General features: G+C 31.7%; 17 protein-coding genes. All 17 read right to left on the reverse strand.

The genetic code is table 11. From position 1 onward, the window contains the following. Window positions 1–661: 661 nt before the first annotated feature. A complete protein-coding gene (locus CD113_RS01865) occupies window positions 662–1,897 on the reverse strand; it encodes an NRAMP family divalent metal transporter (RefSeq protein WP_095092742.1) in 1,236 nt (411 codons plus the stop codon). A 12-nt stretch (window positions 1,898–1,909) separates the two neighbouring features. Further along, a complete protein-coding gene (pxpA, locus tag CD113_RS01870) occupies window positions 1,910–2,662 on the reverse strand; it encodes a 5-oxoprolinase subunit PxpA (protein WP_002465295.1) in 753 nt (250 codons plus the stop codon). After that, a complete protein-coding gene (locus tag CD113_RS01875; RefSeq protein WP_002465294.1) occupies window positions 2,662–4,023 on the reverse strand; it encodes an acetyl-CoA carboxylase biotin carboxylase subunit in 1,362 nt (453 codons plus the stop codon). Before CD113_RS01875 ends, pxpA begins: the two co-directional genes overlap by 1 nt. Before the next feature lie 12 nt (window positions 4,024–4,035). Continuing rightward, window positions 4,036–4,470, reverse strand: a complete 435-nt coding sequence (locus CD113_RS01880) for an acetyl-CoA carboxylase biotin carboxyl carrier protein (protein WP_002465293.1) — start codon at window positions 4,468–4,470, stop codon at window positions 4,036–4,038. Continuing rightward, window positions 4,471–5,475 carry a 5-oxoprolinase subunit C family protein gene (locus tag CD113_RS01885; RefSeq protein ID WP_002465292.1) on the reverse strand — a complete coding sequence of 335 codons (1,005 nt, stop codon included), beginning with the start codon at window positions 5,473–5,475 and terminating at the stop codon, window positions 4,471–4,473. After that, window positions 5,465–6,199 (reverse strand): 5-oxoprolinase subunit PxpB, encoded by a 735-nt coding sequence (pxpB, locus tag CD113_RS01890; RefSeq protein WP_002465291.1) that lies wholly within the window; start codon window positions 6,197–6,199, stop codon window positions 5,465–5,467. The genes CD113_RS01885 and pxpB overlap by 11 nt, the downstream gene beginning before the upstream one ends. A 586-nt stretch (window positions 6,200–6,785) precedes the next feature. Then, the gene (greA, locus tag CD113_RS01895; protein WP_002465290.1) at window positions 6,786–7,262 is read right to left on the reverse strand and encodes a transcription elongation factor GreA; all 477 of its coding nucleotides are present in this window, start codon (window positions 7,260–7,262) and stop codon (window positions 6,786–6,788) included. Between the two features lie 27 nt (window positions 7,263–7,289). Further along, a complete protein-coding gene (udk, locus tag CD113_RS01900; protein ID WP_002465289.1) occupies window positions 7,290–7,913 on the reverse strand; it encodes a uridine kinase in 624 nt (207 codons plus the stop codon). Continuing rightward, window positions 7,913–9,181, reverse strand: a complete 1,269-nt coding sequence (locus CD113_RS01905) for a peptidase U32 family protein (protein WP_002465288.1) — start codon at window positions 9,179–9,181, stop codon at window positions 7,913–7,915. Before CD113_RS01905 ends, udk begins: the two co-directional genes overlap by 1 nt. A 12-nt stretch (window positions 9,182–9,193) precedes the next feature. Continuing rightward, entirely contained in the window at window positions 9,194–10,117 is a 924-nt protein-coding gene (locus CD113_RS01910; RefSeq protein ID WP_002465287.1) for a peptidase U32 family protein, read from the reverse strand. Between the two features lie 2 nt (window positions 10,118–10,119). Then, window positions 10,120–10,758, reverse strand: coding sequence for an O-methyltransferase (locus CD113_RS01915; RefSeq protein WP_002465286.1), 639 nt, complete (start codon window positions 10,756–10,758; stop codon window positions 10,120–10,122). Between the two features lie 608 nt (window positions 10,759–11,366). After that, on the reverse strand, window positions 11,367–11,681 hold the full coding sequence (locus CD113_RS01920) for a DUF1292 domain-containing protein (protein ID WP_002462083.1): 315 nt from the start codon (window positions 11,679–11,681) through the stop codon (window positions 11,367–11,369). 15 nt (window positions 11,682–11,696) lie between these two features. Next, complete coding sequence (gene ruvX, locus CD113_RS01925; protein ID WP_002462081.1) at window positions 11,697–12,125, reverse strand: Holliday junction resolvase RuvX; 429 nt, start codon at window positions 12,123–12,125, stop codon at window positions 11,697–11,699. 3 nt (window positions 12,126–12,128) lie between these two features. Further along, window positions 12,129–12,389 carry an IreB family regulatory phosphoprotein gene (locus CD113_RS01930; protein ID WP_002462080.1) on the reverse strand — a complete coding sequence of 87 codons (261 nt, stop codon included), beginning with the start codon at window positions 12,387–12,389 and terminating at the stop codon, window positions 12,129–12,131. A 62-nt stretch (window positions 12,390–12,451) separates the two neighbouring features. Beyond that, the gene (gene alaS / locus CD113_RS01935) at window positions 12,452–15,082 is read right to left on the reverse strand and encodes an alanine--tRNA ligase (RefSeq protein WP_002462078.1); all 2,631 of its coding nucleotides are present in this window, start codon (window positions 15,080–15,082) and stop codon (window positions 12,452–12,454) included. Window positions 15,083–15,600: 518 nt separating this feature from the next. Continuing rightward, entirely contained in the window at window positions 15,601–18,057 is a 2,457-nt protein-coding gene (gene recD2, locus CD113_RS01940; protein ID WP_002462077.1) for an SF1B family DNA helicase RecD2, read from the reverse strand. A gap of 1 nt (window position 18,058) precedes the next feature. Then, window positions 18,059–18,727, reverse strand: a complete 669-nt coding sequence (locus CD113_RS01945; RefSeq protein WP_002462075.1) for a tetratricopeptide repeat protein — start codon at window positions 18,725–18,727, stop codon at window positions 18,059–18,061. Between the last annotated feature and the right edge of the window lie 524 nt (window positions 18,728–19,251).

Below are 19,251 nucleotides of genomic sequence, written 5' to 3' on the forward strand. Positions count from 1 at the left end.
AGATGTGTATAAGAGACAGGATTAAATAGACATTTTAAAAGGCTTAACAACTTATGACTAGCTTCATTAATTAAGAAAAATTAAAACTATTACTTTATTTAATGAATACTATCTTATTAATCATTAAATAACTATCAATGTTAATAAATAATGAATTGTTATTGTTTAATATTTTAATATCCTTTATATTAATTAGAGAAAACTTTACCATAGGAGATGACAAATAATTAAAAATTATATTTATGTAAGTCTATTATTAACTTTACTGTCGTTTATCACAATGGCATTACCTATAATATGGTATCAAGCAACAATAATATGGTTTATTCCTGGAGCAATAATCATTACAGTAGCGACATTAATTTTACTTGCGTGTTATTTAAAATTTAGAAATAAAATTATGTTGATTTTATTTATTATTAACGTTTTGATTTTACTCATATATGCTTCACCTTTAATTCTTTCATAACATCACACCTAATAACATACTACATAGTGATAGTTAACTTGTCTTTTAGGATTAAGAATGTATGTTTTCAAACTCAATAAAACAAGCCAATTGCTATCAATTTTTATAGCAATTGGCTTGTTTACTTTACCTAAGAACTTAATATTCTATGTCCTAAGTTCTAATTTTTAATTTTCATTAAATGTCACAATATTATTTAAACAATTCTAAAACACCTTGGAATGAGAAAATTCCAGTTAATATGGTCACAATTACTGCTACAATACCAAAGACGAACATCCATGTTGGGTGCTTATAATCACCCATAATTGATTTTTTCTTACTTGCTATCAAGATTGCACCAAGCGTGATTGGTAAAATCCAACCATTGATAGCACCAGCGATAATTAATAAACTAATTGGCTTACCAATAAATAAGAAAATCAATGTTGAAATAACGATGAAGATAATCACAATTAAATTACTTCTATTTAGTAATGATTTATGCAATGTTTTTAAAAATGTTGCACTTGTATATGCTGAACCTATGACTGATGACATCGCTGCAGCAAATAAAACCACACCAAATATATTTTTACCTATTGGTCCAATGGCATGTTCAAAAACTGAAGCTGGAGGATTTTCCGCACTTAATGTGACACCAGTAACTACGACACCTAATACCGCTAAGAATAACAAACCTCTCATAACACCAGTTGTTAAAATACCTGCAACAGCTGACTGATTTACAAATGGTAGATACTGTTTACCTTTAATACCAGAATCTAGAATTCTATGGGCACCAGCAAATGTAATATAACCGCCTACAGTTCCTCCAACAAGCGTAATTATAGGTAACACTAATTTCATAGGATGTTCCGGTGCAAAAGTATGGATTAAAGCATCACCATATGGAGGATTAGAAACAACCATGACATAAGCTACGACTATAATCATAACGACACCTAATATCATTGATACAACATCCATAATTTTCTGTCCACTCTTACTGACAAATATTAAAATCGCCATAATAGCTGTTAAAGCTGCTCCCCATTTAACATCAATACCAAAAATAGCATTTAAACCTAAACCTGCGCCTGCAATATTACCAATATTAAATGCTAAGCCACCAAAAGCAATTAAAATAGAAATCACTGTACCTAAACCAGGTAAAACTTTATTTGAAATTTCTTGACCCCTTAATCCTGTGACAACTAAAATTCTCCAAATATTAATCTGCGCACCGATATCAATAATAATTGATAATAATATAGCAAAAGCAAAGCTGGCATAAAATTGTGCAGTAAACACTGCTGTTTGCGTTAAAAATGCCGGTCCAATCGCAGATGTTGCCATTAAAAATACTGAACCTAGTAATAACCTTTTATGATTTTTAGTAAATTGAAAATCTTGTTGTTGATGTTGTGGTTTTAAATCTTCTCCCATCTTTAAGCCCCCTTATAGCGATTGAATTTCAACGCCTTCTTTCATTAACTGTTGTCTTATGTTAGTCACGAATTCTAATGCATGTGCACCATCGCCATGCACACAAATTGTATCAGCTTGCAAGTCAATAACTTCTCCATCTTTAGATACAACTTGTTGCTCAGTTACCATTGTTATAACTTGTTTCAACGCCTCATTGGTATCAGTTATAACTGCATCTTTTTCTTTTCTACTTACTAACTGTCCATTACTCTCATACCTTCTATCAGCAAAGACTTCAGAAGCAGTAATTAAACCTATTTTTTGTGCTTCAGAGATTAAATAACTATTAGCTAATCCTACAAAAACTAACGAAGAATCAAAATCATAAACTGCTTGTGCAATTTTTCGAGCTATATCTTTATTTTTAGCACCCATTTGATACAAAGCACCATGTGGTTTAACATGATTGATATTTACTTGATGTATTTTGCAAAATCCTTGTAAAGCACCTAATTGATAAATAACTAGATTATAGATTTCATCTAGTGTCATGTCCATATTTCTTCTACCAAATCCTTGTAAATCTGGTAGACCTGGATGAGCACCGATACCTACATTATTATCTTTAGCTAATTTAACAGTTCCATTTATCACATTTTCGTCACCAGCATGAAAACCACAAGCGATATTTGCAGATGTGATTAATGGAATAATTTGTTGATCTCCACCAAACGAGTAATTTCCAAACGCTTCTCCTAAATCACAATTCAAATCTATTTTCATCATAATGTCACTCCTGTTATAATTTGATGCTTTTCTAAAAATTTAATATCTACATCACGAGCATCACCATTTGCATATGGTGGATAATTCAATACTGCATATAAAAAGTCAGCTGTAGTAGTAAATCCATCAATAACCATTTCATCTAATGTTACTTTTAATTTGGTAATAGCTGACGCTCGATTATTTGCCTTAACAATAACTTTTGCAACTAATGAATCGTAAAAAGGTGATACGTGATATCCTTGATATAATAATGAATCTACCCTTACATTAAATCCTTGTGGTAGATGTAAGTGATTGACCTTACCCGGTGTTGGTTGGAATTTCTTTTGTGGATTTTCTGCATTAATACGTGCTTCTATCACATGTCCACTGAACTTAATATCTTGTTGCTTAAATGGTAATTGGTTATTCATTAATAAATAAAGTTGAGTAGCGACTAAATCACGTTCGGTTCTCATTTCTGTAACTGTATGTTCTACTTGAATACGAGCGTTCATCTCTATAAAATAATGTGCATCTTCAGTAACTAAGAATTCAATTGTACCCGCACTTCTATAATGAGATGCTTTTGCTACTTTAACTGCATCATTACAAATTTGTTGTCTTCTTTCTTCTGACAAAGCTGCACAAGGAGATTCTTCTATTAATTTTTGATTCTTGCGTTGAACTGAACAATCTCGTTCACCAAGATGAACAAAATTATGTTGGCCATCTCCCATAATCTGAACTTCAACATGTTTGGCGACTGGGATAAAAGCTTCAACATAAACTCGGTCATCATCAAAATACTTTTGCCCTTCGCTTTTAGCTTCATTTAAAGCTTTTTCCAAGTCTTTAGCTTCCTTCACTATTCTGATACCTTTACCTCCACCACCACTAGCAGCTTTTATAACTACAGGATATCCAATATCTTCAGCCAATTGTTCAATTTCTTCTACCTTATTCACTTCATCCTTTGACCCAGGAATAACTGGTACACCAGCACTATCTACTGTTTGTCTAGCTGTTATTTTATCTCCCATCATTTGCATCGTTTCTTTAGTTGGTCCAATAAATTTAAGACCATTTTCTTCGATAACTTGTGCAAATCTAGTAGATTCTGATAAAAAACCATAACCTGGATGAATCGCATTAGCTCCAGTAATATGTGCAGCCGCAATTATCCTGTCAATATTTAAATAACTATCTAAAGCATTAGCCTCTCCAATACATACTGCTTGATCAGCCAAATGAACATGTAGACTTTGTTCATCACCTTTGGCATAAATAGCAACTGTTTCAATATTCATTTCACGACACGCTCGAATAATACGAACAGCTATTTCACCTCTATTGGCTATTAAACAACGATACATTGACTTTCCTCCTTATTTAACACGCACTAATACTTGATCATATTCTACGTTACTTCCATGATTGACAACGATTTCTTGCACTTCACCAGTGACATCACTTGGAATTTCGTTTAATACTTTCATTGCTTCTACATATCCAATAATGTCACCTTCATTTATTACATCACCAACTTTAATCATTGGTTCTGTTAATTCCTTACTATCTTGTAAATAAAATGTGCCAACCATAGGTGACTTAATTTCTTTATTATGATTGGTTTTATCTGTCTTGTTCGATGTCGTTGCTTCTTCATTAACATTTGAATGAGTTACAGTATGTTGTGATACTTCTTGTTGACTTGTAGTAAAATCAATTTCTATTTCATCTTCGAAATTTTTATATTTAAATTTTGCTACATCATTTTCTTTTACTAATTTGATTAATTGTTCTATTTGTTCTATGTTCATTTAATTAGCCCCCTGTAACATTTTAGAAATTTTTTGAGAAGTTTGTCTTAACGCTGTCATATCATAGGTTGGCTTGTCCTTCATTGTCTTGATATTTATTTCAAAGTCATTTTCTAACTTGTCATTTATTTTCTTAGCAACTTCAAAATCAAGCCATTTGAATTTTATGTCATCATTAGGCTTCATTTGAGCCAATTTTGGTAAATCAAATTTACAAACTGTAGCAATTTTTGTATAACCACCGATTGTTTGTTTATCATTCAATAAGATAATAGGTTGTCCATCATTGGGAACTTGTATACTTCCAAGCGCAACAGGTTCAGAAATAATATCAGCATTGTTGATAGGTGCAACACCTTCACCAATTAAGCGATAGCCCATTCTATCTGATTGTTCAGAAATAACATATGATTGTTGCGTCAATGTTTCGATGGTCTTAGTAGAAAATTCATTAATTTGTGGTCCTTCAATGATATGAATCAACTTATCTTGAGGTAGTAGATTCATGTCAGCATGTTTGCCTAAATTTATTTTATATTTATTATTATGACGTACGTTAATCATGTCATTTTTTTGCAATGTTCTACCTTTATAACCACCTATAGCAGTTCTAGTATGGGTTGAATAACTATTCGCTACTTTAGGAATGTCCAGTGGCTTACCAAACGTAATATAGCCTCTTGTGCCATGGCTTAATGGTCCTATGGTTAAGATATCTCCTTTGTCTACAAAATAAACTGTTTGGTGACTAATAGCTTGATTATTAAGTAATGAATCACCATATGCGCCACACAAAACAAATGTATTTGCTTCATTAAATTGGATAGTTGGACCTATCATCGTATATTCTATTGCAGGCCCTTCATTGCCAATCATAATCTGTGCTAAACGAAAACTATTAACATCCATTGCACCAGCACCAGAAAATCCAATATGTTGATAGCCTATTCTTCCTATATCTTGAATTGTAGAAAACAAGCCAGCTTGTATTATTTTAATAGACATTTTTAGTCACCACCCAATCTGCAATATCAAATTTACCATTTTGAATACGATCTTTTATTGAGTAATATTCTGACGCACTAATGGATTTAAATTGAATATAATCTCCCGCTTCATATAGTGTCATCGGCTGTCTATTTAAATAAAAAACTTCGACGGGTGTTCTACCAATAATCTGCCATCCTCCTGGTGAATCCAAAGGATATAAACCTGTTTGGTTATTAGCAATACCTACAGAGCCAGCAGTTATTTTGACTCTTGGCTCATCTCTTCTAGGCGTATGTAATCGTTTATCAAGCCCTCCTAAATATGGAAAACCAGGCATAAAACCCATCATATATATGAGGTACGGTTTACTGACATGCGTTTCAATCACCTCTTCAATTGTGATGTTATTATAGTGAGCCACTTCTTCAATGTCTGGACCAAATTCATCACCATAAACAACAGGAATTGTAATAATACGTTGTTGTTGTAATTCAAGCGTATTACTTTTGTTATGTAAACGATTAAGTTCTAAATTTTCAATTAATTTAGAAGCTGAAATTTCCTTTTCATTAAAGTATATTAATATAGCTCGATATGATGGGACAATATCTTGAATTGCAGGATGACTTTTATCTTTAATATGTTGCACTACTAAATTTACTTGATTATAATTTTCTTCACTAATTTCATTGTTAAAATAAAGCATCACAGTTTGCTCATTAATATAGTTAATTTCCATAGCCCTTTACCCCCTTTGTATTACAACATCTTATTTATTGAATACTTTAATATTGTATCATTGTAAATACCTAGTTGTTTAATAAGTAATTCAAATCGCATTTAATAATGTAGACAAATCGAAAAATAATTTCTTAAAATATATATTGTACTATATTAATTTTATATGTAGTTAACTTTTTAGTAGCTATAAATAATATTAACGCTTGATACGCTAATAAATTATTCAACTCTTATTTATCATTTGTAAAAAATAGAGAAATTAAATAATAAGATTACAACAATACAGTCTACAGATTAAAATTATAAAAATAGTTTCGTTTCTCTCAACTGCATAAGAGGCTCTATTCCTTTTGATCGTAATCAAAAGTTTAATGGTTTACTGTTTCGTTGCACTCAACTGCATAAGAGGCTCTATTCCTTTTGATCGTAATCAAAAGTTTAATGGTTTACTGTTTCGTTGCACTCAACTGCATAAGAGGCTCTATACTTTTATTCAAAAGCTAAGAGCCTCTAAAAAATTTAAATACGACTACAAACTATTATATAGATAGTTGCAGTCGCATTTTTAAATCATATTTATTTAATTATTGAATGTTTACAATTTTGACGTTCATTTCGCCACCGTTTGGTAATGGTACACGTACTTCATCATCTAGTTTCTTACCAATTAAAGCTTTAGCCATTGGTGATTCGTTCGAAATTTTACCATTAAATGCATCTGATTCTGCTGAACCAACGATTTGATAGCTTTCTTCTTCATCACCTGGTAATTCTACAAATGTTACTGTTTTACCAATTTTAACTTCATTATTATCTCCAGTGTCTTCAATGATTAAAGCATTTCTGATCATATGTTCAATGCGTTGAATATCTTGTTCGATGAAACCTTGTTCATCTTTAGCCGCATCATATTCTGAGTTCTCTGATAAGTCACCGAATGAACGAGCTACTTTAATTTTTTCAACTACTTCTGGTCGTTTAACTGTTTTTAGTTCTTCTAATTCACGTTCTAACTTTTCATAACCTTCTTGAGTCATTGGATATTGTTTTTGATTTTCCATAATGTCAACTTCCTTTACTTTGGTTTACTATTGCTTACTAACTAATGTCTGAATTTTTGTTGTCATAATATCAATAGCTACTTTATTGCTGCCACCTTCAGGAATAATTATATCAGCATATTTCTTAGTTGGTTCAATAAATTGATCATGCATTGGTCTGACAACACTTAAATATTGTTTAATAACAGATTCCATTGAACGTCCACGTTCTTTTGTATCTCGTGTAAGTCTACGTAATATTCTTAAATCTGCATCTGTATCAACATATATTTTAACATCCATCATATCACGTAATGTCTTATTTTCTAAAGCAAAGATACCTTCTACGATAATAACATCTTTAGGTTGAAAATCAATGGTAACATCACTACGTGTATGATTAGCATAATCATATGTTGGTACTTCAACAGCCTTACCACTCTTTAAATCTGATAAATTTTGAATTAATAAGTCATTATCAAAAGCAAAAGGGTGGTCATAATTGGTTTCTAAGCGTTGCTCAAATGTTAAATGTGATTGATCTTTATAATAATAATCTTGTTCTAATAAAGCTACACTATGACCTTCTAGATTTTTCATAATTTCATTCGTTACAGTTGTCTTTCCTGAGCCAGAGCCACCAGCAATGCCAATTATCGTTGTAGCTTTCATTAACCAATTTCCTTTCTCATCATATTATTTGGATAAATTGGACGATCAACCTTTATTTGTACAATTTGTAATGGATGTCGTGCAGCATCTAAACTATTACCTTCCTCATCATAAATCGCTTCAACGACTTGTCTAAAGGTTGCTATTTCTGGACCAAAAAATTCAATTTCTTGACCAGGTTTAAAATTATTACGTTGTTGAATTGTGGCCAATTGTGTTTCTTCATCATAATCTAGTACTAAACCACAAAAATCATATGGCGACTTCTTAGATTGTTGTTGTCCAAACATTTGTTCCTCATATCCTGGAGTACCTTCAAAGAAAGCTGGAGCGGTATCTCTATTAGCACATTTGTCTAATTCAACTAACCATTCAGGATTAATCGTAAAATTGTCTGGGTCTGCCGCATACGCATCAATTACTTTACGATAAACAGATACAACTGTTGCAATGTAATGAATTGATTTCATACGTCCTTCAATTTTCAGAGAATCTACCCCTATATCCATCATTTGTGGAATAGATTCAATTAATTTAAGATCTTTAGGACTCATTGCAAACGGTACAACATCACCTTGTTCGTAAAATAAGTCTAATTCTCCATTTTCATCAATTTCTAATAAATCATAATCCCAACGACAACTTTGACAACAGCCGCCACGGTTAGAATCTCTAGCTGTCATATGATTACTTAAGGTACATCTACCAGAATAAGCGATACACATTGCCCCATGTATAAATGCTTCTATTTCGATATCTACTTTCTCTTTCATTTCTTTCATTTCCATAGCACCTGTTTCACGAGCTAATACTACACGATCTAGTCCTTCTTCTTTCCAATATTCTACAGCTTTGTAATTGGAAAGAGATTGCTGTGTAGATAAATGGATTTCTAATTTAGGAGCTACCTCTTTACATGTTTCTATAATTAATGGGTCAGCAACAATTATACCCGTAGCACCTGTTTTTTCAAGATTTTGTAAATAATTTGTTAAGCCATCTATATTTTCATCATGAGCAATAATATTAGTAGTTATATAAATTTTAGCACCATAACGGTTTGCAAATGCTACTCCTTCAGCTATTTCTTCCATTGTAAAGTTATCCGCATTAGAACGTAGGCCGTATTCCTGACCTCCGATAAATACTGCATCGGCGCCATAATGAACAGCAATTTTTAATTTTTCTAAATTACCAGCAGGCGCTAACAATTCTGGTTTCTTCATAACTGTTTTAGGAGTTGATTTAATTTCTTCCATTGTTTTCATAATTATTCTCCTTTAGTATACCGTTTGTTTAAATAAGAAACCTTCATCAAATGGACGATGTTCTGGTTGTATGTCTTCGATTGGATCCACTAACATAAATTTTTCATCTTCATAAATTTCTGGATCTTCATTATATAAATCGATAGCTTGTCTATATTGTTCTGTGACAACATTAATATACGCTTCACTTTGCAAAATACCATCTATTTTAAACGAATCAATACCCGCTTCGAAAAATGGTTCTAATTCTTCAATTAAACAAATATCATTAGGCGACATGATATGCGTGCCATTATAATCTTCATAAACGGGATAATTATTTTGACGTTCTTCATCATATAATAGTAATGATTGATCATCTTTATGACGTTCAATTTTCATTTGTCTATCTTGAAATGTATAATAATTTCCAAGTAACATACGTTTTGATTGGAACATACATGTCATTCCATGAACTTGGACTTCAATTTCTACATCAGCATGCTTTTTAATATTGATAATTTCTTCTAAATTTAATTCTCGTGCTAATACTGCTCTTGCAGCACCTTTTTTCCCCCAATAATTACATTGAAAATGATTAGTTACTAATGCTTCAGCATTCCAATGCAGTGGAATAGGATTGTCTTGTTGTTTAACAAACATAACTACCGCTGGATCTCCAAAAATAATTCTATCGACGTTTATGTCATGTAAAAATTCAATATAATTTTCAACTGCATCTAAATGATAATTATGGAATAAGCCATTTACAGCTGCATATACTTTTTTATCGTTATTATGCGCAAGTTCCACCGCTTTCTCCATATCTTGTCGATTAAATTCTCCTGGTAATCTTAAACCAAACTTTTGTTCTCCAATAACAAAAGCGTCTGCACCTAACTCTATAAGTGTTTCCATATGGCTTAATGACTTAGGTGTAACGAGTAATTCCGTCATAGTCATTCTCCTTTTATTGATATTGCTAATCCATCATCTATATTTAAAAAATTGGTTGTATAACCCGGTTGTTGTATCAACCATTCATTATATTCTTGAACTTTTTTAACCATTTGTCTGACATTTCTAGATCTAACAATGCCTATATCAGAAACAAAACCATGATATAAAACGTTATCTGTAATTACGAGTCCATGATTTTTTAAAAGTGGTGTATATATTTCAAAAAACTTCTTTGATTGTGCTTTAGCAGCATCAATGAATATCATATCATAGACCTTATCATTTACATGATTAAACTGATCAAGTGCATTACCTTCAACTAATGTAATCTGATCATTAAATCCAAACTGTTGAATATTATCTTTAGCATAAAGAATCATATCATCATCACGTTCTATCGTAGTAACATGAATATCTTTATTTATTGAAGCAAATTGCATTGCACTATAACCAATAGCAGTTCCAATTTCTAAAATATTCTTAATGTTATTCATACGAATGAGTTGTTTAATCAAGTCTAATGTTAAACGGTCAACAATTGGTACAGCATAGTCATCTGCAAATGTGCGTAAGGATTCAATAGGATTATCATGATACTTATGTAATTGTATTAAATATTTTGCATTTTGATCATCCATGTTTCAATACTTCCTTTATGTAAATTAAGTCGCGCTACGTTAAAAGCAATAAAATAAATCAGTCTCAACAATTGATTGACTGCTGCTAATCAATTAAATGACTGATTTAATAGTTGATGCATTACTATTTTGTGTACGAAAGCACATCATTCATATTTAAATTAACTTAAAATATTTTATCACATTTTAACTTAAAATATAAGTAGTAAATGTAAGATTACTATTGACAAATAAAAACTCTTACATGATGATGTCGTTAATCATGTAAGAGTTTAAAATTTTATTTATCATATCAACAAATCACCGATAATAGAAGGTTCTCTAACAAATCGGACTGATACAAGATTAAATTTTCAAGCCTCGCACCCCAGCTTGCACACTAAAGTAAAAATTCTTTTGACAGAATTTTTCTTTGCTGGGGCCCCAATGCCCAACTATGCCCGTCTTGCACATTATTGAAAAAATTCTAAGTATAGAATTTTTCTTTGTTGGGTCCCTACCTCAGGAGTCTCGGCTTCAAATTAATTTTTTAAAAATTATTCATTTTCTATTTATCAGTCCTAAAAAATAGAGAACCTAATAAAGTTGATAGCATTAATGGATGTTAATTATTCAACGTCATCCATTTCTGTGTTTACTACTTCTTCAATCATATCCCATTCTTCATCTGTTTCAATTGGTACTAATTTACCACCATCACCAGATTCATCAGGTTCGTTAATCATAGGTACTAATTCAATCATGTCATCATCATCTGATTGTGCACCTTCTTCAGCTAAAATAACATATTCTTTTTTGAATTCAGGATGATAAAATTCTAAAACCTTACGATATAAAACTTCATTTCCTTCTTCATCAAATAATGTTAATAACTCTTCCTCGTTATTAATATCTAATTTTGCATCATGATTATGTTCAGTCATAATATAATTCTCCTTTTATTGTAGTGAATCTAAATAGCCTTGTAGTATAAATACTGCTGCCATCTTATCAATCACTTTTTTTCTTTTTTGTCGTGAAACATCTGCTTCAAGTAATGACTTTTCAGCAGCCATTGTGCTCAAACGTTCATCCCACATTACTACATTAATGGATGGATAAGCTTCTAATAGCTTTTCTTTATAAGCTAATGATGCTTCGCCTCTAAATCCTATTGAATTATTCATGTTTTTAGGTAGTCCTATGACAACCGTACCTACATTATTTTGTTTAATAATATCTACTAATTGATCTATACCTAACTCATTATTTTCTTCATTAATACGGAGTGTGTCTAATCCTTGTGCCGTCCAACCCATTAAATCACTTATCGCAATACCTACTGTTCTACTACCAACATCAAGTCCTAAGATTTTATGCTGTAACATCAGTTATTTGCTTTGCTCTTTTAAATAATATGAAACAAGTTCTTCCATAATGACATCTCTATCGATATGTCTAATTTGATTTCTTGCTTCATTTTGACGCGGGATATAAGCTGGGTCTCCAGATAATAAATAACCAACGATTTGGTTAACAGCATTATATCCACGTTCTTCTAATGTGTTAAATACATTATTTAAGACATCTCTTACATTTTGTGTTGGAAGTTCTTCATAATCAAATTTCATAGTTTTATCAAAGTTTTCCATTTGCGACACTCCTTTAATTACAAGTATAACTCTCTATCATCATACAATAATATTAAAATAAATTATAGATTTTTAATGTAATCTTTAATAAAGCTTAATGATTTTGAGATATTTTCAGGTTGTGTTCCGCCACCTTGTGCCATGTCTGGGCGACCGCCACCTTTTCCACCAACAATTGGTGCCATTTCTTTAATGATATCCCCTGCTTTAATTTTAGTTGTTAAATCACTAGGTACAGTTGCCACCATTGATACTTTACCATCTACATTACTTGCTAAGATAATAATTGTATCTTGTAATTTTGATTTAAAGTCGTCCATTGTAGAGCGTATTGCTTTCGCATTTGCCACTTCTACTTCAGTAGCCAACACTTTAAAACCATTGATAACTTCTACTTGATCTTCAATATTGCCCATTTTAAGTGCTGTAATTTCTTTATCACGTTGTTCGAGTTGTTTCAATAATTCTTTCTCTTCTTCTTGTAATTGAGTTAACTTATCAACAACTTGACTATCATCTTTAACTTTCAATTGTTGCTTCATAGTGTTGAATTTTTGTTGAATGTTTTCTAAATATAAGAATGCTGCTTTACCTGTTAATGCCTCGATTCTTCTAACTCCTGCACCAGTGCCAGATTCGCTGACAATTTTAAATAAACCTATTTCAGAAGTATTACTTACATGAATACCACCACATAACTCTATTGAGAAAGGTGCCATATTAACTACGCGTACTACATCACCATATTTTTCACCAAATAGGGCCATTGCACCCATAGCTTTAGCAGAAGCAATGTCCATTTCTTCAATGTTAACATTTAGACCTTTCCAAATTTCTTCGTTAACTAAACGTTCAACTTGGTCAATTTCATGCTCTGTCATTGGTCCAAAATGAGAAAAGTCAAATCTTAAACGTTCTGCTTCAACTAATGAACCAGCTTGATTGACATGATCACCTAATACTTGTTTTAAAGCAGCATGTAATAAATGCGTTGCACTATGATTCTTCTGAATATCACGACGATCTGCCTCATTGACTTGCGCTGTTACTTCAGCATTAACCGTCACTTGTCCAAACTGTACGTTTCCTTTGTGTAAGTTTTGACCATTCGGTGCTTTAGTTACTTCAGTTACAGCAATTTCAAAATTATCGTTAAATACAATACCTGTATCTGCTACTTGTCCACCACTCACAGCATAGAACGGCGTTTGTTCTAACATGAAGTAAATTGTTTCTCCAGCTTCAGCATTAGTCACTTCTTCACCATTATATATAACATGCGTAATTTTAGACTGTGCCTCTGTTGTTGTGTAACCTACAAACTCACTTGGCGTTGCAATATTTTTCAGTACTTCACTTTGCACTTGCATTGATTGAGAATTTTGACGAGCTTGTCGTGCACGATCTCTTTGCTGTTGCATTTCAGAATCAAACGTTGCCATATCTACTTTAAGTCCTTCTTGACCGGCAATTTCTTCCGTTAATTCAATCGGGAAACCATATGTGTCATAAAGTTTAAAAGCATCTTTACCGTTAATCTCGTTTGTAGTGTCTTTTGCTTTTTTGATTAATTGATTTAAAATAGTTAAACCTTCTTCTAACGTTTCATGGAATCGTTCTTCTTCTGATTTAATTACACGTTTAATAAAGTCAGCTTTTTCTTTAACATTTGGATAGTATGGTTCCATAATATCTGAGACGATATCAACTAATTTATACATAAATGGTTCGTTGATGCCAAGTGTTTGACTAAATCTAACTGCACGACGTAATAATCTACGTAACACGTAGCCACGGCCTTCATTAGCAGGCAAAGCACCATCTGCTATAGCAAAGGCAATGGTACGAATATGATCTGCGATAACTTTGAAAGCCACATCTTGACTATCATTGACAAGATAAGATTTTCCAGATACTTCTTCAATTTCTTTAATAATTGGCATAAACAAGTCTGTCTCATAATTTGTTCTAACATTTTGTGACACTGAAGCCATACGCTCAAGTCCCATGCCTGTATCAATATTTTTATTTGGTAACGGAGTATAACTATGATCTTTATTATGGTTAAATTCACTAAATACTAAATTCCATACTTCTAAGAAACGTTCATTTTCGCCACCAGGATACATTTCTTCAGCTGGATCATCTTGACCATAAGCTTCACCACGATCATAAAAGATTTCTGTATTCGGTCCAGAAGGTCCTTCACCGATATCCCAAAAGTTACCTTCAATACGAATGATTCTACTTTCTTCTAAACCAATATCGTTGTGCCAAATTTGATATGCTTCTGTATCTTCAGGATGTATAGTTACATATAATTTTTCAGGTTCCATACCCATCCATTGATCACTAGTTAAAAATTCCCAAGCAAATTCAATAGCTTCTTGTTTAAAATAATCACCAATAGAGAAATTTCCTAACATTTCAAAAAATGTATGATGGCGCGCAGTAAATCCAACATTTTCAATATCATTGGTACGTATCGCTTTTTGAGAGTTAACTATTCTTGGTTTTTTAGGTGTTTCTCTACCATCAAAATATTTTTTTAAAGTAGCGACACCTGAATTTATCCATAATAATGAGTCATCATCTATTGGAACTAAAGGTGCTGAAGGTTCTACCATATGACCTTTTTCAACGAAGAAATCTAAATATTTTTGTCTAATTTCACTAGCTTTTAAGTTTTTCATAATCAACACATCCTATTAATTTTTGAAATTTATACTTGTTAAATAAAGATTTGTATACATCGAACAATTAAGTGTCATACTAGATAGTCATCATTTGAAAATCCAACCAATTTTATGCGACAACTGTCATTTTACTATTGAAGTAATACTCAAACTTTAAAAATAATAGTTTTCTAATTTTTAGGACTAATAAATAAAAAGTTAATAATTATATATCAATCTAATTTGAGAGGGAACATAATTTTGGGAAATTATTCGCACAATTAAGTTGCATAAAGATAAAAAAACGTTCATCCTCAAAAGGGACGAACGTTTTCGCGGTACCACCCTAGTTATAAATATACTATGAACTATCATGTATACCTATCACTTAAAATCGACTATACAGTTTTATATAAAGTAGCGTTCGTTAGTTGCTGTTGTACTTTGCACCAACCAGTACATCTCTATTAAGCTAACAACTAATTACTCATCTTCATATTAATTTAATTCTATTTTAGTTATTATTAATCCAGTTGTCAACGTTCGATAAAGTCATATGGAGATACATTTCCCATATTAATCATTGGATTAATTTTAAACATTGTTTCTTCTGATAATACAAGAGAAATCGATTCTTTTGGTTCGTCTTTGACCTCTTGTCGAATTTCTTCTTCAACAATGTCATTAGCCACTTGTTGCTCTTGTGATAATAAAGTATTGCTGTCCTGTTCTCCGCCATTATTAAAATATCCAATAAGTAATGTACATAATTGAGTTAAACGTTCTTGTCCACGTGTTTTTAACCCAATATCAAATGCGTCAGGATCTCCTAGTAAAACTAAACTCGTTTTGGCACGTGTCAATCCAGTATATAAAATAGGTCTTTGTAACATTCTAAAATATTGTTTAACTATAGGCATAATGACTATAGGAAATTCTGAACCTTGTGATTTATGAATAGATGTACAATATGCATGTGTTAATTCCATCATATCTTGTCTAGTAAACGTAATTTCATTACCTTCAAAGTCCACAACTAAGACATCTTTATTCAATGCATTTTCTTTCGCCCAAAAAATACCTACAATAACGCCAATGTCACCGTTAAAAATATTATCATTTGGTCGGTTCACTAGTTGAAGAACTTTATCACCTTTTCTAAACAAAACATCACCAAACTCTATTTCACGACTATCTTTTTGTTTAGGATTTAAAATATCTTGCAGTACTTGATTTAGACGCTTAATACCAGCATTCCCTTTATACATTGGTGCTAATACTTGGATATCACTCATGTTATATCCTTTAGCTACAGCACTCGTAACGACTTTATCTACAACATCTGGAATCTGATTGACACTACAGTTGATAAAACTGCGATCATGATAACGCTGCGTAATATCTATTGGCTGTCCCATTTTCATTCGATGTGCAAGTTCAATAATACTTGAGCCATCTTGTTGTCGATAAACTTCCGTTAGATTAACTCTAGAAATAACTTTTGAATCAATTAAATCTTTAAATACTTGCCCTGGACCAACAGATGGTAATTGATCTTCATCTCCTACAAAAATTAACTGAGCATCTAACGGAACAGCACTTAAAAATTGATGAAACAACCATGTATCTACCATCGACATCTCATCAATTATAATTAATCTAGCATTGATTTCATTATCTAATATATCTTCAGGTTGTGTGTCTTGATTCCAGCCGATCAATCGATGAATGGTCATCGCTTCAAGTCCTGTTGATTCATGTAACCGTTTTGATGCACGTCCTGTTGGTGCTGCTAACACAATCGGATAATCATCATTAGCATAATCATCATAATCTAAAGACAAACCATGAATCTCTGCATATAATTCTACAATACCTTTTATTACTGTTGTTTTACCTGTACCTGGACCACCAGTCAATAACATTACTTTTGAATTTATGGCCATTTGTAATGCTTCTTTTTGAGAATCAGCATAGTTCACCTGATTATGCGCTTCAATTTCTCCAATATGCATCTGTAAATCTGATAATTCTATTTCTTTTAATTTGGTCGTATTGGTCGCCACGCGATATAAATTTTGGACACTCTTAATTTCTGAATAATAAAGACTAGGAATAGAAACTTGTTCTTCTTTAACTATTAGTTTTTTTTCTTCACTTAAATGTAGCAACATTTCTTCTAATAATGATGCATCAATCGTTTCATCATTACTTTGATAATTTAGCACTTGTATCGTTAAATCGACCACTACGTTACTAGGTAAATATGTATGCCCTTGTTTAATACATTCTTCTTCTAATGTATATAATAATGCTGCTTTTAATCTTTCAGGATCATTGTATGCTAAGCCTATATTTCTAGCTAATTGATCGGCTTTGTTAAAACCAATACCTTTAATATCATAGATTAATTGATAAGGATTTTTATTTAAAATATCTATTGTTTCGCTTAAATAAAACTGATAAATGGCCATTGATAATTTTGGACCAAAACCTAAATCATGCAATCTAATCATTACTTTTTCTGATTCTTGATTAGCCGCTATCTGCTCAGCAATTTGCTTTTGTTTCTTTTTAGGGAGACTTGGTACTTTGTCTAAAATGGAAGCATCATTTAAAATATCGTTAATGGCATTATCTCCTAGCGCATTCACTATATTTTGTGCAGTTTTTTTACCGATACCTTTAAATAAATCACTTGATAAATAACTAATAATAGCTTCTTTAGTTTGTGGCATTTCTTTTTCAAAAGTTTCTGCTTTCAGTTGTTTACCATACCTAGGATGTTCAAAGATTTGGCCTTTAAACGTATAGACATCACCTTCAACAATATTAGGAAAAAACCCTACAACTGTTGGCATCGAATCAAAGTCTTCATTTGTCTCAATTGTATCTACTTTTAGAACAGTATAAAAATTATCACTGTTTTGAAATAAAATAGCTTCAACAGCGCCCTTGATCATTGAGTAATCAAAAAGTGTAGGGTTCGTCATATTATTCCTCCTCTAGTGCCATTGTAAATGTCTTTAAAGCATGTTGACTTAATAAATGTTGCGGATCAATATCAACTGCACGTTGAAAATATGTGATAGCTTCTTCAATATTTTCATTCTTCATATATGTTGCTAAACCTAGATTATATAATGCGTCTACATGTTCAGAATCAATAGTTAATACATGTTGTAATTGTTGAATAGCTTGATCAAACATTTCTAAGCGACATAAAATTAAGCCGTATTGAAACTGTATTTCAGTATCATCTTGCTGATCCAGCTCTGCAGCTGTCATAAAATATGGTAGTGCTTGTTTAAAGGCTTCTAACTGATTAAAAGACATCCCTATCATATAATTACAATCGACTTGTTCTATTTTAGTTTCAAGCGCTTGTTGATACAATTTAATAGCATCTTGATATCGTTGTTGATTATAATAAAGATTAGCTAAATTATAATAGATAACACCATTGTTGGCATCAAGTGTTAACGCTTTTTGGAAAAAACGTTCTGCTTTATCAATTTCATTAGCATCTGCTAACACTATTCCTGCATTAATATAATTCTCTACTGTATTAGGTTCTTCTTCAATATTATCAAACAGTGCTTGTAATGCTTGTTCTATTTTTCCTTGCTGTATATATTGATATATTGTTTGTTGCTCAATCATGTTTCACCCTCATTTCTGAACTATTATAACATCTGTTAAAAAATAATGTCTGTTCCATCTCGTTTTGACTCGTATAATTATCACTTAAATATTCATTTAGATAGAAATTGACAGCATCATATTCATATTAAATTAACGAAGCAGTCTAATGAGGAGCCTCACAAGACTGCTATAGTCGCATACATTTTTATATTATAACTCTGTGGTATATTCTAAATCATTTTTATATTACATTTTATTTTAACATCTTAATTAAAAATTTTAAAATGAACAATTTAACTGACAAATAAGGCCCTTTATATTAATGCGTAAAAACCCCATCACCATATTTTAGTGACAGGGATTAATACATTATTGGTACTATGAGCCAGAGACAAACATTTCCTGCTTAAATTCAAGCAGTTGGCAGTAACTGTCTGATTTGTAAAATATTGATACATTAACGTTTTACAAAGCTAGTTAGTCTTGCCGGGGTGGGATTACTAAATAAATGTTATTTAAAATTAATGTCTGTCCCACTCCCA

Source organism: Staphylococcus simiae (genome assembly GCF_002902085.1).
Classification (GTDB): Bacteria; Bacillota; Bacilli; order Staphylococcales; family Staphylococcaceae; genus Staphylococcus; species Staphylococcus simiae.

What these genes read in the sequence shown, in the direction of transcription:
- CD113_RS01865 (WP_095092742.1), bottom strand. Translation starts at nt 1,897, where the DNA reads ATGGGAGAAGATTTAAAACCACAACATCAACAACAAGATTTTCAATTT.
- pxpA (WP_002465295.1), bottom strand. Translation starts at nt 2,662, where the DNA reads ATGAAAATAGATTTGAATTGTGATTTAGGAGAAGCGTTTGGAAATTAC.
- CD113_RS01875 (WP_002465294.1), bottom strand. Translation starts at nt 4,023, where the DNA reads ATGTATCGTTGTTTAATAGCCAATAGAGGTGAAATAGCTGTTCGTATT.
- CD113_RS01880 (WP_002465293.1), bottom strand. Translation starts at nt 4,470, where the DNA reads ATGAACATAGAACAAATAGAACAATTAATCAAATTAGTAAAAGAAAAT.
- CD113_RS01885 (WP_002465292.1), bottom strand. Translation starts at nt 5,475, where the DNA reads ATGTCTATTAAAATAATACAAGCTGGCTTGTTTTCTACAATTCAAGAT.
- pxpB (WP_002465291.1), bottom strand. Translation starts at nt 6,199, where the DNA reads ATGGAAATTAACTATATTAATGAGCAAACTGTGATGCTTTATTTTAAC.
- greA (WP_002465290.1), bottom strand. Translation starts at nt 7,262, where the DNA reads ATGGAAAATCAAAAACAATATCCAATGACTCAAGAAGGTTATGAAAAG.
- udk (WP_002465289.1), bottom strand. Translation starts at nt 7,913, where the DNA reads ATGAAAGCTACAACGATAATTGGCATTGCTGGTGGCTCTGGCTCAGGA.
- CD113_RS01905 (WP_002465288.1), bottom strand. Translation starts at nt 9,181, where the DNA reads ATGAAAACAATGGAAGAAATTAAATCAACTCCTAAAACAGTTATGAAG.
- CD113_RS01910 (WP_002465287.1), bottom strand. Translation starts at nt 10,117, where the DNA reads ATGACGGAATTACTCGTTACACCTAAGTCATTAAGCCATATGGAAACA.
- CD113_RS01915 (WP_002465286.1), bottom strand. Translation starts at nt 10,758, where the DNA reads ATGGATGATCAAAATGCAAAATATTTAATACAATTACATAAGTATCAT.
- CD113_RS01920 (WP_002462083.1), bottom strand. Translation starts at nt 11,681, where the DNA reads ATGACTGAACATAATCATGATGCAAAATTAGATATTAATAACGAGGAA.
- ruvX (WP_002462081.1), bottom strand. Translation starts at nt 12,125, where the DNA reads ATGTTACAGCATAAAATCTTAGGACTTGATGTTGGTAGTAGAACAGTA.
- CD113_RS01930 (WP_002462080.1), bottom strand. Translation starts at nt 12,389, where the DNA reads ATGGAAAACTTTGATAAAACTATGAAATTTGATTATGAAGAACTTCCA.
- alaS (WP_002462078.1), bottom strand. Translation starts at nt 15,082, where the DNA reads ATGAAAAACTTAAAAGCTAGTGAAATTAGACAAAAATATTTAGATTTC.
- recD2 (WP_002462077.1), bottom strand. Translation starts at nt 18,057, where the DNA reads ATGACGAACCCTACACTTTTTGATTACTCAATGATCAAGGGCGCTGTT.
- CD113_RS01945 (WP_002462075.1), bottom strand. Translation starts at nt 18,727, where the DNA reads ATGATTGAGCAACAAACAATATATCAATATATACAGCAAGGAAAAATA.